The sequence below is a fragment of the Acidobacteriota bacterium genome, assembly GCA_012517875.1.
GTDB lineage: Bacteria > Acidobacteriota > JAAYUB01 > JAAYUB01 > JAAYUB01 > JAAYUB01.
Window position 1 is genome coordinate 24,966 of the sequence record JAAYUB010000153.1, and the last position, 15,270, is coordinate 40,235.

General features: G+C 65.3%; 13 protein-coding genes. 3 read left to right on the plus strand and 10 right to left on the minus strand.

The genetic code is table 11. The annotated features are described in order from the left end of the window. Window positions 1-564: 564 nt before the first annotated feature. Window positions 565-1,362 (plus strand): energy transducer TonB, encoded by a 798-nt coding sequence (locus tag GX414_15170; GenBank protein NLI48442.1) that lies wholly within the window; start codon window positions 565-567, stop codon window positions 1,360-1,362. A gap of 41 nt (window positions 1,363-1,403) precedes the next feature. On the opposite strand, the gene GX414_15175 is transcribed toward GX414_15170, so the two are convergent. Beyond that, a complete protein-coding gene (locus tag GX414_15175; protein ID NLI48443.1) occupies window positions 1,404-2,486 on the minus strand; it encodes an NTP transferase domain-containing protein in 1,083 nt (360 codons plus the stop codon). Window positions 2,487-2,634: 148 nt separating this feature from the next. On the opposite strand from GX414_15175, the gene GX414_15180 reads away from it, so the two are divergent. Continuing rightward, on the plus strand, window positions 2,635-3,684 hold the full coding sequence (locus GX414_15180; protein NLI48444.1) for a hypothetical protein: 1,050 nt from the start codon (window positions 2,635-2,637) through the stop codon (window positions 3,682-3,684). Window positions 3,685-3,724: 40 nt separating this feature from the next. Here the strand turns inward: GX414_15180 and GX414_15185 are convergent, their stop codons facing one another. From GX414_15185 to GX414_15195, 3 genes are read right to left on the minus strand one after another with little or no spacing between them, the layout of a single operon-like run. Next, window positions 3,725-4,711 (minus strand): glycosyltransferase family 2 protein, encoded by a 987-nt coding sequence (locus GX414_15185; protein ID NLI48445.1) that lies wholly within the window; start codon window positions 4,709-4,711, stop codon window positions 3,725-3,727. 13 nt (window positions 4,712-4,724) lie between these two features. After that, entirely contained in the window at window positions 4,725-6,053 is a 1,329-nt protein-coding gene (locus GX414_15190; protein NLI48446.1) for a UDP-glucose/GDP-mannose dehydrogenase family protein, read from the minus strand. A gap of 58 nt (window positions 6,054-6,111) precedes the next feature. Then, window positions 6,112-7,035 (minus strand): HAD-IIA family hydrolase, encoded by a 924-nt coding sequence (locus GX414_15195; protein NLI48447.1) that lies wholly within the window; start codon window positions 7,033-7,035, stop codon window positions 6,112-6,114. Window positions 7,036-7,389: 354 nt separating this feature from the next. Between GX414_15195 and GX414_15200 the strand changes: the two genes are divergently transcribed. Further along, entirely contained in the window at window positions 7,390-8,211 is an 822-nt protein-coding gene (locus tag GX414_15200; protein ID NLI48448.1) for a solute-binding protein, read from the plus strand. A 1-nt stretch (window position 8,212) separates the two neighbouring features. On the opposite strand, the gene GX414_15205 is transcribed toward GX414_15200, so the two are convergent. The 6 genes from GX414_15205 to GX414_15230 form a co-directional block, all read right to left on the minus strand. Further along, the gene (locus tag GX414_15205) at window positions 8,213-11,335 is read right to left on the minus strand and encodes a diguanylate cyclase (protein ID NLI48449.1); all 3,123 of its coding nucleotides are present in this window, start codon (window positions 11,333-11,335) and stop codon (window positions 8,213-8,215) included. A gap of 30 nt (window positions 11,336-11,365) precedes the next feature. Continuing rightward, the gene (locus GX414_15210) at window positions 11,366-12,133 is read right to left on the minus strand and encodes a serine/threonine protein phosphatase (protein ID NLI48450.1); all 768 of its coding nucleotides are present in this window, start codon (window positions 12,131-12,133) and stop codon (window positions 11,366-11,368) included. Between the two features lie 141 nt (window positions 12,134-12,274). Next, window positions 12,275-12,553 carry a pyrimidine/purine nucleoside phosphorylase gene (locus tag GX414_15215; GenBank protein ID NLI48451.1) on the minus strand — a complete coding sequence of 93 codons (279 nt, stop codon included), beginning with the start codon at window positions 12,551-12,553 and terminating at the stop codon, window positions 12,275-12,277. Between the two features lie 173 nt (window positions 12,554-12,726). Then, window positions 12,727-13,713: an inorganic phosphate transporter gene (locus GX414_15220; GenBank protein NLI48452.1), complete on the minus strand. Its 987-nt coding sequence runs from the start codon at window positions 13,711-13,713 to the stop codon at window positions 12,727-12,729. Window positions 13,714-13,731: 18 nt separating this feature from the next. Continuing rightward, window positions 13,732-14,319 carry a DUF47 domain-containing protein gene (locus GX414_15225; GenBank protein NLI48453.1) on the minus strand — a complete coding sequence of 196 codons (588 nt, stop codon included), beginning with the start codon at window positions 14,317-14,319 and terminating at the stop codon, window positions 13,732-13,734. A gap of 230 nt (window positions 14,320-14,549) precedes the next feature. Beyond that, the coding region (locus GX414_15230) for a hypothetical protein (GenBank protein NLI48454.1) at window positions 14,550-15,270 on the minus strand (721 nt) is incomplete at its 5' end.

The window sequence follows — 15,270 nt, forward strand, 5'->3', positions numbered from 1 at the left end:
GCCATTCAATATATATAACGGATGAAAGCAGCGGGTGTCCGAAACAAATTGTCGGAGGGGACGGGTGAATGAGGGCGGATAGCATTCATCGATCAGCTTTCATTGGTCATTGGTCATGGATCAATTTCCATTTGTCATTGAGCATTTCAGATTATTGGTGATTGGTGATTGCTTAATTGTGATTGGCTATTTGGAGGCGAGGTGGATCATCTTTCATTGATCATTTTTCATCGGTCAATTTTCATTTGTCATTGGGTGTTTGGAGCGTTGAATGGGTGAATCGGTGAATGGGCATAATAATCCGGGTTCCGTGATCCAGGGCCCAGGTCCGATCTCCGATATCCAATTTTCTGCAGTCCGATGTCATCGGGCATTTGGGAGCGGTGACGAGGTGAATGAGTCAAGCGGAATCGGCAACTATTTCGGAACTCCTGCGGATGGGCGCTGTCTAACGGATTGAGAACGGTTCGACCCGCCAGGCCTGGTCGAGGTCAGCCTGCTCCAAAATCCCCGCGACGACCGCCGGTCGCCGCCAGCGGCCGCGACGGTCGGGAGGAGGTTGACATGTTCCAGACGCTCGCGACCACACCCGCAAGCACCGTCCAGTACCGGCTGCCCCTCACCCTCATGGCGGCCACCGTCGTGCACGCGGCGCTCGTGACAGCGCTCATGATCTTCCCCCTGCTCTTCCCGAACCGCGTGCCGGACAGCCTGAGCCAGCTCCTGATCGTCCTGCCCCAGGGGGACATGGTCTTTCCGCCCGCGGCGCCGCCCGTGGCCTCCCCGCCGGAAGACGCCACGCCCCGCGGCACGCCAGCGGCCCCGCTGGACATCAAACCCGACGTGATGTACAGCCCGGCCACGATCGCGGACACGATTCCGCCCGACACCGACATCGGCGATCTCATCGGCCAAGCCGGCGCCGGCGCGCCGAGACCCGATTTCCACGGCGGGATCCCGGGCGCCGGCATCGCCGGCCCCGGCTACGGCCTGCCCGGCATGGCCCCGACGGTGGGCGGATACCACCCGCCGGAGCCCCCGCCGCCACCCCCGCGCCAGCCCGCGGAGCGCCGGGCGCCGCTGCCGCCGCGGGTGCTGGCCGCGCGGTTGCTGCACGCCGAGCCGCCGGCGTACCCGGTCATCGCCCAGGCGAGCCGCACCGAAGGGGACGTGGAGCTGAAGGTCACCGTGGACGAGCACGGCCGGGTGACCGAGGTCACGGTCCTGGGCGGACACCCGCTGCTGGTGCCGGCGGCGGTGGCGGCCGTCCGCGGCTGGGTGTACCAGCCCACGCGGGTCAACGACCAGCCGGTGCCGGTGGAGGGCTACATCGTGGTGAAGTTCCGGCTGGGCCGCCGGTGACGGATCGCGGCGACCGCCCCACGGCTGTCGGTGCAGTTTGTTTACAGGTATTCGTCCTGGCCGTCCGCTTCCAGCTTCTGGACCACCTGGCGGACTTCCTGCGCTTTGTCCTTGTGCGCCACCAGCACCGCGTCGCGGGTGGCCACCACCACCAGGTCCTCGACGCCCACGCAGGCCACGAGGCGGTCGCGGGCGCACACCACGCAGCGGCGGGTGTCCACCAGGATCATGGGGGCGCCGATGGTCACGTTGGAGTTGTCCACCGCCAGCACGTCCTCCAGGGAATCCCAGCTGCCCAGATCGCTCAAGCCGAAATCGCCCCGGGCCAGGACGATGCGCCGCGATTTCTCCATGATGCTGTAGTCGATGGAAATGGACGGCAGGCCCTGAAAGACGCGCTCCAACTCGGCATCGCCGGTGCGCAGGTGGTCGCCGGCCTCCGCCAACTCCGCCAGGGGGCGGATGATCTCCGGGGCGTACTGGCGCAGCTCCTCGATGATGACCCGGGCTTTCCACACGAACATGCCGCTGTTCCAGTAGTAGTTGCCCTGGGTGACATACTCCTCGGCTAGCGAGCGGTGGGGCTTTTCAACGAACTGGTCCACGTTGAGCAGGGCCACCCCGTCGGCGCTGCTCACGATCTCCGACGCCTGAACGTAGCCGTAGCCGGTGTGCGGGTGCGTGGGGATGATGCCGAAGGTGATGAGGCGGTCGTTGGCCTCGGCGCTCTTGAACACGCTGTCGAGGAGCTGCTGGAAGCGGGCCGGCTCCTTGACGTGGTGGTCGGCCGGCAGCACGCAAAGCGTGCCCTCCGGGTCCCGGTGCTGGACCACCAGGGCCGCCAGGGCGATGCACGGCGCCGTGTTCCGGGCCACGGGCTCGCCGATGATGTTCTCGGCAGACAGCTCCGGGGCCAGCCGGCGGACCAGGTCCACGTGGTCCCGGTTGCAGATCACCAGCGTGCGCTCCGGCGGCACCAGCGGGCGGACGCGCTCCAGCGTCAGCTCAAAGAGCGACCGGTCGCACCCTCCCAGCGTCAGGAACTGCTTGGGCAGCTGGCGGCGGCTCCACGGCCAGAAGCGGGTGCCCGAACCGCCCGCCATGATCACAGCATGTCGTGCCATACGAATACCCCCTGAATGACAGTCGCATTATACAGAGTCCGCGCCAATTTGCAAGCCGGCCGCGGCGCGGGGGGCGGCGCCGCGCAATGGGTGTTGAATTCACCTGCCGAACGGGATACATTGGACGCATCAACCGCAGGAGAGCCACATGAAGAGCGTCCGGATCGGAATTATCGGGTTCGGCAAGGTCATCCGCGCCTTCCTGGAACTGCTCCCCGACAAGCGCGACTGGATCAAGACCCGCTACCAGCAGGATCTGCAGATCGTCGCCATCTGCGACAGCACCGAGTACATGCACAACCCGGACGGATTCGACCCCGGCGAGCTCCTCGCCTACAAGCTGGAGAAGATCGCCTCGGACAAGCGGGGCCGCCCCCTGGACCAGTCGGAGGTGGGGTACGTGGTCAACTCGTTCCTCGAGATGGGCGTCAACGTGGCGGTCGAGGCGCTGCCGCCCACCCGAGAGACGGGTGAGCCGGCGCAATCGTACCTCCTCGCGTTTCTCAACGCCAAGGTCCCCGTGGTGACCGTCAACAAGTCCCCTCTCGTCTACGGCTACCAAACGCTCTACATGGCCGCCCGGAAGCAGCACGTCGCCTTCAAGTTCAGCGGGACCACCGGCGCCGCGCTGCCCACCACCGATACCGTCGCCACCGCCCTGGCCGGCGCCGAGTTGTACGGATTCGAGGCCATCCTGAACGGCACCACCAACTTCCTGCTCACCGAGATGATCAAGAACCAATCGGACCTGGCCACGGAGCTGGAAATCGCCCAGGAGCTCAAGATCTGCGAACCGGACCCGTCGCTGGACATCAACGGCTGGGACACCGCCTTCAAGACCCTCATCCTGGCCAAGGCGTTCATCGACCCGTACGTCGAATTGCCCGACGTGCAGGTCCAGGGCATCCAGTCGCTCACTTACGCCGACATCGAACCGGTGATCCAGGCGGGCAACACGCTGAAGCTGCTGGGCAAAGCGGGCTTCGAAAACGACCGATTGCGCCTCCGGGTCAAGCCCTCAATCATCACCCCGGAGCACCCGTTCTTCCACGTCGACGGGACGACCAAGGCCATCACTCTGTTCACAGACACCATGGGGCGCCTCACCATGATCGGCGGTTCATCCGGACTGAAGGAGACCGCCGCCACCATCCTCAAGGACCTCGTGAACACGCACCGGGATTTCAGCCGGATCTAAGCGGACGGCCGCTCGGGGTGGACGGGCCGCCGGCAGGAGCTCACCCGCGCAGCGCAGCCATCAACCGGCGGAAGGAGATCACCCGGTTTCCCTGGACAATCCGCCGCTTGCGCCACATGGCCCGCAGACCGCGGATCGCATCCCAGTGAGCCCTCAGGAACAGGACCAGGCGCCCGTGCACGAGATGGTACATGAGGCTGCGCACCAGTTCCGCTGCCAGCAGCGGCACCGCCAACCAGAAATAGCTCCCTGGACAGTTCTTAACCAGAAAGAACACCCGGTTGCGTACCAGCAAGAAGTTTTTGCTCTTATAGTCCCTATTTTTATAGATTTCTGAATCATACCGCCCCACACTTCCCCCCTCGTGGTGGAACACCGTCCACTCAGGCAGAAGGCACCCCTGAGCGCCGCCCAGAAAGGCCCGGAAGAACAGATCAACATCCTCGTAGTACATGAAGAAATCTTCGTCAAATGCCCCATATTGATCGAAAAATTCGCGTCGGAACAGCACTGCGGAACAGGAGGCGGACGTAAGCAACCTCCGGCCGGCCCCGCGGGGCTTGTCCGCCGGCAGTCCACAGCATCGCTTGAAGGGCATGAGGCGCAGATTGACGCCGTCGCCCGCGCTGTCTACGATCCCTCGATCGCCGTAGCGCAGCACCAGCGGGGCGGCGAAGTCGTAGGCCGGCTGGGCTTCCAGAAACCGCTGGCAGCCGTCGAGCCAGTCGCCGGGCCAGGCGGTGTCGTTGTTGATCACGGCGATGTAGCGCCCCGCTGCGGCGTGGAGCCCCTGGTTGACCGCGCGGGCGAAGCCGGCGTTGGCGGCGTTTGCGATGACCCGGACCCGCGGGTGCAGCGCGCGGGCCAGCTCCGCCGAGCCGTCCGAGGAGCCGTTGTCCACCACGAGGATCTCCATGCGGGCGGCCGAATCCCCCGCACCGAGGCACGCCAGCACCTCGCGCAGGAACGCGGCGCCGTTCCAGTTCGGAATGATCACACTGAGTTCGGGATCGGACCGTGAGTCCACGCAGCGCCCGCCGTCAGGCTTCGGCCGGTGGGTCCGTCGGGACCAGGCGGCCGATGCCGTAGTAGCTGAAGCCCAACTGGACCACCTCGTGAGGATTATAGACGTTTCGGCCGTCGAAGATGACCGGGGTGCGCATCAACGTTTTCATCCGCTGGAAATCGGGAAACCGGTAGTCGTTCCATTCGGTGACCACCACCAGGGCATCGGCCCCGGGCAGCGCGTCATAGTTATTGGCGCAGAATTCGATGGCGTCGCCGAACGTGCCCCGGGCGACATCCATGGCGATGGGGTCGTGGGCGCTGATCGCCGCGCCCTTGTCCAGCAGGTTCCGGATGATGGTGATGGACGGGGCCTCGCGCATGTCATCGGTCTTCGGTTTGAAGGACAGGCCCCACACCGCGATCTTGCGGCCCGCCATGTCGCCGCCGAAATGCTCGATCACCCGCTCGGCCAGAAGGGCCTTCTGCCGGTTGTTGACGGCTTCCACCGCCTCGAGCACCGGCATGGCGAAGCCGGCTTTGTGGGCCATCCGGATCACCGCCTGGACGTCCTTGGGAAAGCAGGAGCCGCCGTAGCCCACGCCGGCGAACAGGAACCGCTTGCCGATGCGGGAATCGGAGCCGATGCCGGTCCGGACGGCGTCGATGTCGGCGCCCATCCGCTCGCAGAACCCGGCGAACTCGTTCATGAAGCTGATTCGCGTGGCCAGCATGGCGTTGGCTGCGTATTTGGTGGTCTCGGATGACCGGACGTCCAGCACGTAGATGGGATTGCCGGTCCGCACGAACGGCGCGTAGAGCGCCTTCATGATCTCGGCGGTGCGGATGTTGTCGGTACCCACGATGATCCGCTCGGGCATCAGACAGTCCTCGACCGCCGTGCCCTCCTTGAGGAATTCGGGATTGGAGACGACGTCGAAATCGTGGCTCGTGGCCGCGCGGATCGCCTCGCGGACCCGGTCGCAGGTCCCCACGGGGACTGTGCTCTTGACCACCACCACCTTGTAGCCGTTGATGTGTTCGCCGATGGTCCGGGCCACCGTCAGAACGTGGGTCAGGTCGGCCGAGCCGTCTTCGCCGGGCGGCGTGCCCACGGCGATGAACAGGAACAGCGATTCATGGATGGCGGCGACGGCGTCGGTGACGAAGCGGAGGCGACCGCTCTCGGTGTTCTTGCGGATGAGCTCGTCCAGGCCGGGCTCATAGATGGGGCTGATCCCGTCGTTGAGCTTGCGGATCTTCTCGGCGTCGATGTCCACGCAGATGACATCGTGGCCCGTGTCCGCAAAGCACGTCCCGGTGACCAGGCCCACATAGCCGGTTCCGAACACTGCAATCTTCATGCCCACACCTCAGTCGATTGGATCAAATGCGGCACTATAGCGGATTCAATCGCCACTTTCAAACCAAATCGCCCGCCCCGGATTCGTTCGGATCGGCCAGCGACGGCAGCCAGCAGGTGGGTCGGACGGGCCAGGTGCGCGGATCATCCGGACGGGTCACGCCGGATCCCACCAGCGCCGCGTCGATCCCGAAATCGATCGCCCCGCGGATGTCGGTTTCGAGCTGGTCGCCGATCATGACCATCCGTCCGCCGCCGGCCCGCCGGGCGGCTTCGGCGAACATCTCCGGGTGGGGCTTGCCCAGCCGTCGGAAGGCCGGTGCCGCGGGCCCGTCGTGCCGGAGCTGGAGCGCCGCTTCCAAACACAGGGCGATGCTGCCGGCCGTTAGGCCGTAGCGGCCGCCGCCCTTCGGGAAAATCAGATCCGGGTTGGGGAGCAGCAGGTGGATCTCGCGTCGGCGGTCCAGCGCCCGCCACACGAGGCTCAGGGCCGCATCCACAGTCTCCAGAAAGGGATAGCCGGTCTCGTCGCACACCACCAACACCTCGGCGTCGGCGTCCGCGGTGACGTCCACCGGCACACCGCCGGCCGCCGCCACGTTGTGTCGGGAACCCGCGGGGCCGAGGACGGCACAGCGGCGGCCCGCCAGCGCGTGCCGGTCAAAGTAACCGGGCAGGAGCGAACCGGATGTGATGATGCGGGCCGCAGGGATGTCCAACCCCTTGCGGCGGTAGGCCGCCTCCGTCTCGGGTACCGTCCGCGACGCGTCGTTGGTCAGGATGTAATACTCGCGGCCAGCCGCCCGCAGGTCCGCCAGCAGGTCCGCCGCACCCGGCAGGGGGCCGTCGGCGTCGAGAAGCACGCCGTACGCGTCGAGCAGCAGCACGTCGTACGCCGCGATCAGCTCGCGCCGGGTGATGCGCCGCAGCCCGCAGCCGGGTGCGGCGCCCGCGGAGGTTCCGCCGTGTGGTGAACCATGCATTGGTCCGTTCGTCCTTTCATCTTGAGGTCCGCCGGGTTGGCCCGAGCGCTTGTCATCACCAGCCCCAATCATAAAGAATTATCCGGAAGATGCAAGTCGGGCCTTGGAGAATAAAAAAATCGTAACTCTTGCGAGTTACGATCTGATCGGTTTTGGGGAGGGTATCTTTGATATGAGGTGATTATAAATCAGCGAATACGAATGGGTGTGACCTTCGTCACGCAAGTAAACAAAATGTTAATCCGATCCTATTTGAAAACAATGCGGCGGACACGCTATATTAAACAAGGCGTGAACCGCCGCCGGCTGCCCGCAACTCAATCCCCAGGCCGGCTGATACTTCGAGGAGATGTCATGAAGAGAGGGTGGCTGTTTCTGGCAGGTTTCACCCTGCTGGCATGCGCGCGGACCGGGTCGGCACCGGCCGAGGCGCCCATTCTCCGCCTGGCCACCACCACCAGCACGGACAACACCGGGCTGCTGGACCACATCCTGCCCGTCTTCGAAAAGGCGACCGGCGCCCGGGTCCACGTGATCGCCGTGGGCACCGGCAAGGCCCTCAAGCTCGGTGAAAACGGCGACGTCGACGTCCTGCTCGTGCACGATCCCGAGCTGGAGGCGCAATTCCTCCACTACGGCTACGGACTGTACCGCCGGCCTGTCATGTACAACGATTTCATCATCGCCGGCGCCGCCGCGGATCCGGCCCGGATCAGGGGTTCGGCGACCGCGGCGGATGCCTTCCGGAAAATGGGCGGCGGTGCGGCCCGGTTCGTCTCGCGGGGCGACGAGTCGGGCACCCACCAGATGGAAAAGCGTCTGTGGCAACAGGCCGGGATCACGCCCGCCGGCCGGTGGTACGTCGAAGCCGGCCAGGGGATGGGCCCCGTCCTCCTCATGGCGGACAGTCTGCAGGCCTACGTGCTGACCGACCGGGCTTCCTACCTCAAGTTGAAAAACAAGCTCAGCCTGGCGATACTGTTCGAAGGGGATCCGGCGTTGTTCAACCAGTACAGCGTCATCCCGGTTAACCCGGCCCGTCATCCCGGCATCCGCGGCGGGCTGGCGGAACGCTTCGCCCGGTGGCTGGCGGAACCCGCCACGCAGGCGCTGATCGGTAATTTCGGACGCTCGGAGTTCGGCGTGTCCCTGTTCTTGCCCAACGCCACGCCGTGAATCACGCCGGGCCGCTTTCCCCATGCCTGTCAGCGGCATGGGGATCCGCCGCCGGGCCGGAGTCGGCGCCCGGACCCGGAAGATCGATCTCCACGAACTTCAGGCCCTGGGGCGTCCGGCGCGGATCGCGCATCAACGCACGCAGAATGTCCGGCTCGCTCACGTCCGACAGCGGCTCATCGCTCCGGATCAAGCCGCACGCGCGGGCCCGACCGGTATTCTTGGCGACGTACAACAGCGCGTCCACCAGGTCGACGATCCGTCCCCAGTCTTCACGGCTCACTCCGTCCGCTCGGCCCAGCGGGTAGAAGCAGAAACCGAGTGAGGCCGTCACCCGGACGGGCTGGCCCTGCCGGCCCGGCACGGTGACATCGGCCACGGTCCGCATCAGCTTTGTCACCAGTCCCTTCAGCCCCCGGCTCTTAACATCCCGGGCGACGACCAGGATCTCTTCCCCGCCCCATCGCACCACCAGGTCGATGCCCCGGACCGCGGACCGAAGGGCGGCGGCGATCCGCTCCAGGAGGATGTCGCCGGTTTCATGCCCGTGGGTGTCGTTGACGTGCTTGAAATGGTCCAGGTCCAGCATGACGATCGCCAGGCAGCGCTCCTCGATGGTGGCCGGCACCTGCCGGACCACCCGCTGAAGGTGGGCGATCTCCTCGGGAAGCATCTCCGCCAGCGCCCGCCGGTTGGCGAGCCCCGTCAGGGGGTCGGTCCGCACCATCTCCTCGAGCTTGATGTTCTGGGCCGAGATCACCTGATTGGCCCGCGCCAGATCCGCAGTCCGCTCGGCGACGACCCGCTCCAACTCCTGCCGGCGGTGACGTTCCGCCAGCACGCGGAATCCGACCACCGAGGCGGACAACACCGCCACGCTCGCCAGGATCAGCAGGCGGAACCACACCGTGGCATACCACGGCGGGTGGATCCGCACCGCCAGCTTGAGGGGTTCGGGCGCCCAGACACCGTCGCAATTCTCCGCCTGGAGCAGGAACATGTAGTCACCCGGCGGTACCCGCCGGTAGACCGCCCGGCTTTCCGGACCAGGCGCGGTCCAACCCCGGTCGTGGTTGACCAGCTGCCAGCGGAACTTCACTCGCTCTGGCCAGATGAAGCTCAGCGCCGTGAATTCAAAGCGCAGATCGTTTTCGTCCGGCCCCAGATCGAACTGCGGGACGGGCCGATCCGCGGCGGCGTCCAGCTGTTGAAACCCTTCGAGCGGCCGGTCGTTGACCAACACGTTTTCTAAAACCAGCGTCGGCGGCTGCATGTTTGTGCGCAGCATGTCTGGTTCGGCCACGGTGACGCCGCTGATCATGCCCATCCAGAGCCGGTTGTGGCTGTCGCGGAAGGCGGCGTTCTGGGCCGCCTCGATGTGGGACAGGCCGCTGGCGTCGGTGTACACCCGGTCCACCCGCCCGTCGGGGCTGACCAGGGCGACTCCGCGGGTGGTGCCCGCCCAGATGCGGTGATAGAGATCCTCGACGAGGAACCAGACGCTCTTGCTGGGGAGGCCGCCGCGGGTCGTGACGGTGAAATCGCCCGAACCGTCTATCGGATGCACCCAGATCCCAGTGTCCGTCCCCGCCCATACCCGGTTCTGCTCGTCCACCCGGATGCACCACACGCGGTCGTCCGGCAGCCCCTGGCGGGTTGTCCACGTCTGGAAACCGGTGCCGGAGAATCGGACGACGCCGCCGCCGTACGTAGCCATCCAGACGGCCCCGGCGCTGTCCTCGGCGAGGCTCATGACATGCAGGCCGGGGATCTCGGCACCGGACGCCCAGGTGGTCCAGGCATCGTCGCGGAATCGGCTCACCCCGTCCTCGGTAGCCACCCAGACCGCGCCGTCTCTGGCTCGCAGGATCGCGAACACCGAATTGGGGGAGACCCCCTCCCCCGACCGCCAAACCCGGATTCGCCGACGGTCCCGGTCCACCCGTGCCACGCCGTCACTCGTTCCCACCCACAGGTTGTTGCCGTCCGCCGTCAGGCAGATCACCCGGTCGCTTGGCAGTCCGTTTGCGGCCGTCAGTCGCGGCCCCCATTGGCCGTCGCACCATGAGGCGACCCCGGCTCCCAACGTGGCCATCCAGATGCACCCATCCGGTGTTTCCGCAAAATTCAGCACCAGCGGCGTCGGCAGGCCCGATTCGGCCGTCAGCAATCGAAACGCGCCACGGACGGCTTGATAGAGTCCATCCCCGTTCGTACCCACCCACAGGTTGCCCTCCCGATCCTCGAAAAGCACCCGCACGTCATCGGTCGCCCCGGAGCGCAGGGGCTGATGCACCACCTCGCCTTCTTCAATGCTGAACAACCCCTGGCTGGTTCCCACCCATATCTCACCCAGGCGGGTCACCCGCAGCACGCGGGCCCGCGGCAGGCCCCCGGTGAACGGCACGGCTTCCACCGATCCGTCGAGATGGCGACGCCACATCCGGCCGTCCTCGTCGATCACCCACAGCGTGTCGTCATCCCCGAAGACGGCGGCGGCCACGCGGCCGGTCTCGCCGGCGGGGCGAACGGTGATTTCCTCGACGCGATCCCCACGGACGCGCCAGAGCCCTCCGGCGCTCAGGACCGCCACCTCGCCGCTGCGGGGAGCGGTGAACAGGCCATCCACGGCCAGGGGCGCGAGCAGCGCGCAGCCCGAACCGTCGGAGCGGAACAAGCCTTCCCGGTAGCCGATCCAGAGGTCTCCGCCCCGATCCACAGCCAAGGCACGAATCCGGCTGACGGGCAGGCCCCGCTCCGCCAGGGGGTGGCTGAGGCGGTTCCGGTCCCAGCGCGCCACGCCGCCCCGGTCGGTGCCCACCCAGACGCCGCCGTCAGCAGTCGGTGCCAGGGACCAGACGAAATCGTCGGTCAATCCGTCTTCTTTGGTGAAGATCAGAAATCGTCGCCCGTCGTACCGGGACACTCCCCCGCTCGTCCCCACCCACAGATAACCCAGCGCGTCCTGGGTGACGGCCCGCACCTGCGACTGGGCCAGCCCCTCTTTGACCGACACGTGGCGCATGGACAACTGCTGGCCCGAAACCCAGCCGGCCAGACAAAACACCACCAATGTCCCGCACGCACGGCCCAGAGCGGTGTCGACCCGGCGGACAGCCCTCATAACACCTTCAGCCGCAAACAGTGACTGTGTTTATTGTAATGGCCGGGGATACGCTTTGCAATTGAATTTGAGTCGGACCGGGGTAACGAATGCTTCAAACGTATGCAGCCGGCAAACCCCGGCCCGGGTGTCCAGAGAAAGGTATTCCAGCGGGCCCTCGACACAGGCGCCGCTGTTCGCGTACAGGCGCTGCCGCCAGTCGACGCGGCCGATGTGCGTATGGCCGGTGATCACCGCATCGCAACCGCGGGCGGCGGCCATGGCGAGCGCCCAGCGCTGGAAGCGACAGCGATCGGGTGCAGCGGATGCACCCCGGATCGCCCGGTCCGCCGCGGCGAACAGCCGGTGGAGGCGTTGCAGGCCCAGCCGCTGGATGTGGCAGCCGAGACAGACCAGGAATTCGGACGTGCGCCGCGCCCGGCGGAAGATCCAGTCATACGGGTGACCGTGCAGGAACAGCAGGCGCATGCCGTCCATTCGCAGCTCCAACTCGGCGGGAGCGCCCACGAGCGGGCCGGCCACCCAATCGTGGTTGCCGTGTAAATAGGTATACGCGGGTCGCTCGAAAAACCGTCGGGCGACTGCGTGATGTGCGGCGCCACAGACCGCAAACTCCTCGCGCTGATTGCCCCACCCTGCGCCGGTCAGTGTCTCGAAGATGTCGCCCAACAGAATGATGCGCTCGAAGCTGCGCTCAAGATGATCGAGGAACCGGATCAGCTCGGCGTCGCGTCCCCGGAACGGGTCGATCCGGTCTCCCCGTCCCAGGTGCAGATCTGAAATGACTGCGATCTCCATGGCCGACTGCTCCCGCTGTCTTCGCGCACAGAGTAGCCGGACACCATGAATTCTCGATCAACCGTCGGTTAGAACTGGGTGAATTTTTCGAGCGCCGTCCCGTGCCATCCGGGCGCCGGCTTCCCGGTGCCGCCGGCCGGTTTACTGGTACAGACAGAGGTAGGCCACCGGCCGCTTGGCGGTCACCGTGAACTTCGTGTCCCGAGGCACCTGAAAGGACTGACCCTTGCGATATGAGTCGCGGCGGCCGTCATGGTGAACGATGTCCATCTCGCCATAGATGACTTCCATGATCTCCAGCGTCTGGGTTCCGAACGTGTACTCGCCGGGCTCGATGATCCCCACCGTGAACCGCTGGCCCGCCAGCTCCTGGCCCAGGCTCTTGACCCGACCGTCGAAGTACTCACTCACCTTGATCATGGCCACACTCCTTGGATATGGATACGGTTCGCCCACTCTATCATCCGCCGCAGGGAGAGTCAAAGCCGGTTTGGCACCGCGCCGCGCATTCCACCGGCTGATCATCGGCATGCCGTCCGGCCTTCCCGAAGACGGGCCGGCGATTGGATCCGATGGCGCGGCGAGCGTTCAAATCAGCGGATCAGGGTGTACAGATACCAGAGCAGGCCGGCAAACAGGGCGGCCGAGGGGATAGTGAGCACCCAGGCCCAGATGATCTTGTAGGCGATGCCCCAGCGGATGGCCGAGAACTTGGTGGTGGCGCCCACCCCGATGATGGCGCCGGTGATGGTGTGGGTGGTGGAGACCGGCGCGCCCAACAACGAGGAGAAGATGATGGAACTAGCCGCGGCCGTTTCGGCGCAGAAACCATGGACCGGTTTCAGCTTCGTCATGCGCATCCCAAGAGTCTTGATGACACGCCAGCCGCCGAGCAGTGTCCCCAGTCCGATGGCCGAGTAACAGGCGATCACTACCCATAACGGCACATAGAACTCGCTGCCCAGATGGCCGGTGCTGAACAGCAACACCGCGATGATGCCCATGGTCTTCTGGGCATCGTTGGTGCCGTGGCCGACGCTGTAGAGTGCGGCCGATACCAGCTGAAGTCTGCGGAACCAGCGATCGGTGTGCCTCGGCGAGCAGTGCTGGAAAACCCGGTAAACCAACACCATGAAGAGATACCCCAACACGCACCCCAGTAGCGGTGACAGCACGATGAACAGAACGACCTTGGCGATGCCGCCGACGACCACCACACCGAATCCCGCCTTGGCGACGCCTGATCCGACCAGGCCACCCACCAGGGCGTGGGAAACGCTGATGGGGAAACCCATTTGCGTGCAGAGATGGGTCCAGACGATGGCGCTGACCAGCGTGGTGAGCACGAGGGGCACGTCGATGACCCCTACGTCCACGATCCCTTTTCCCACGGTGGTGGCAACATGTACGCCGAACAGAAACACCGCCACGAAGTTGAAGAAGGCCGCCCAGACCACCGCCTGGCGCGGCGACAGCACCCGCGTGGAGACGATGGTGGCCACCGAGTTGGCCGCGTCGTTCATCCCGTTGAGAAAGTCGAACAGGAGAGCCAGGACGATGGCGATGATCAGCAGGGTCATGGTGGAATCCGCTCGGCTCTAAGTGTTCTCGAGAACGATCCCCTCGACGATGTTGCCCACGTCTTCGCAGCGGTCGGTGGCCTTCTCCACATAGGCGAGGATATCCTTCCACTTGACCAGTTCCACAACATCCTGCTCCTCGCGGAAGAGCCGGGCCAGCGTGGTCCGGCGGATGTAGTCGGCCTCGCTCTCCAGCCGGTTGATTTCCACCACCAGCGCCATGATCCGATCGTAGTTCTCGCGGAGCGTGCGAATTTTAGCAATCATCTCCTGGATGATCTTGGCGCTCTCCAGCAGGACGTTGACCAGACCCTTCATCTCGGGCGGCATGGTTTTGGGCCGGTACATCTCGATGGTGGATCCGGACAGATGCGCCAGGTCGAGGATATCGTCCAGGCGGACCAGCAACTGGTGGATCTGCTCCCGGTCCAGCGGTGTGACAAACGTTTTATGCAGGTGAGACAGCGTCTTATGGATGATCTCGTCCGTCTCGTGCTCGATGGTTTTCAGCTGCTGCGCGAGGGCCTGCAAGTCGTTTTGGCTATCGGTCATCCGATGCAGCAGCACGACGCCTTCGACAATGTTGGCCGTGATTTGATCAAACATATCGTAGAACATCTCGTTGCGCGGAACCAATTTTTTAAACATTTTTCGCCCCTTACCCCGTACGCGGGCACCATTCATGATTGGACTGAGGTGACTTCCAGTGAACGAAAGGCAAACGGATTTTTAACACAATCTGAACGAAAACACAATGCGCGTCTGCGGCATGCGTCCGGAGGCCAGCCTCAAACCGCCGCCGGGCGGATCATGCGAGCGACGGGTCGAACAAGAAGCTACCGCGTGACTTCCCAGCTCAGGGTGAAGCGGTACAAATCGTCGCCGGAGCCCGGATCCGCGATGCGGATGCGGGCGGTCCAGCCGTTGGCCGCGCTGGGCGCTTCGAGCAGCCTGATATCGCCCCGCCCTTCCCACCGCTTGAGATCGAACGACGCCGGACGGGCGGGGAGCGTCTGGCTGAAGGCACACTTCGGCTGTTTGACGAAATCGCCCGAGATCACCTGAAGGTTCGCCCGCCCGCCGCGCAGCCAGAGCTCAACGGTGCCGTCCACCCGCGCCTGAAAATCGAAGAAACCCTCCGCGCCGCCGGCTGCCTGACTGCCCCCCTCCATCGACACCGGCAGCGCGATGCCCGGCAGCTCCGCGGCGCGCTCCGCCGTTGCCGGCCCGCCGCCTTCGCCGCCGGGCGTGACGGCTCCGGCAACCCAGCTCAAACGGACATGGTACCGGTCGCTGCCTTTCTTCGAATCCTCGATGCGCAGCGTGGCGGTGAAGCCGTTGGCGGCCGAAGGCGGCTCCAGCAGCCGGACATCGCCACGACCGTCCAGCGTGTCCAGGCGGAATCCCGTCGGAGCGTGCGGCGGCAAGGGCGCGGAGCACGCCGTGCCCTGGTCCAGGGCGGGCCGCCCCTTCTCCGCCACGCACCGCACCGTGTCGTCCTGAACCCGCACGATCACGATCTCATCGGCTTCCAGCCTGATGTCGAATTGTTCCCGA

Excerpts from the sequence above, each read along its gene's own strand:
- GX414_15220 (NLI48452.1), bottom strand. The coding sequence starts at position 13,713 with ATGACCCTGCTGATCATCGCCATCGTCCTGGCTCTCCTGTTCGACTTT.
- GX414_15215 (NLI48451.1), bottom strand. The coding sequence starts at position 12,553 with ATGATCAAGGTGAGTGAGTACTTCGACGGTCGGGTCAAGAGCCTGGGC.
- GX414_15190 (NLI48446.1), bottom strand. The coding sequence starts at position 6,053 with ATGAAGATTGCAGTGTTCGGAACCGGCTATGTGGGCCTGGTCACCGGG.
- GX414_15205 (NLI48449.1), bottom strand. The coding sequence starts at position 11,335 with ATGAGGGCTGTCCGCCGGGTCGACACCGCTCTGGGCCGTGCGTGCGGG.
- GX414_15195 (NLI48447.1), bottom strand. The coding sequence starts at position 7,035 with ATGCATGGTTCACCACACGGCGGAACCTCCGCGGGCGCCGCACCCGGC.
- GX414_15210 (NLI48450.1), bottom strand. The coding sequence starts at position 12,133 with ATGGAGATCGCAGTCATTTCAGATCTGCACCTGGGACGGGGAGACCGG.
- GX414_15180 (NLI48444.1), top strand. The coding sequence starts at position 2,635 with ATGAAGAGCGTCCGGATCGGAATTATCGGGTTCGGCAAGGTCATCCGC.
- GX414_15225 (NLI48453.1), bottom strand. The coding sequence starts at position 14,319 with ATGTTTGATCAAATCACGGCCAACATTGTCGAAGGCGTCGTGCTGCTG.
- GX414_15175 (NLI48443.1), bottom strand. The coding sequence starts at position 2,486 with ATGGCACGACATGCTGTGATCATGGCGGGCGGTTCGGGCACCCGCTTC.
- GX414_15200 (NLI48448.1), top strand. The coding sequence starts at position 7,390 with ATGAAGAGAGGGTGGCTGTTTCTGGCAGGTTTCACCCTGCTGGCATGC.
- GX414_15170 (NLI48442.1), top strand. The coding sequence starts at position 565 with ATGTTCCAGACGCTCGCGACCACACCCGCAAGCACCGTCCAGTACCGG.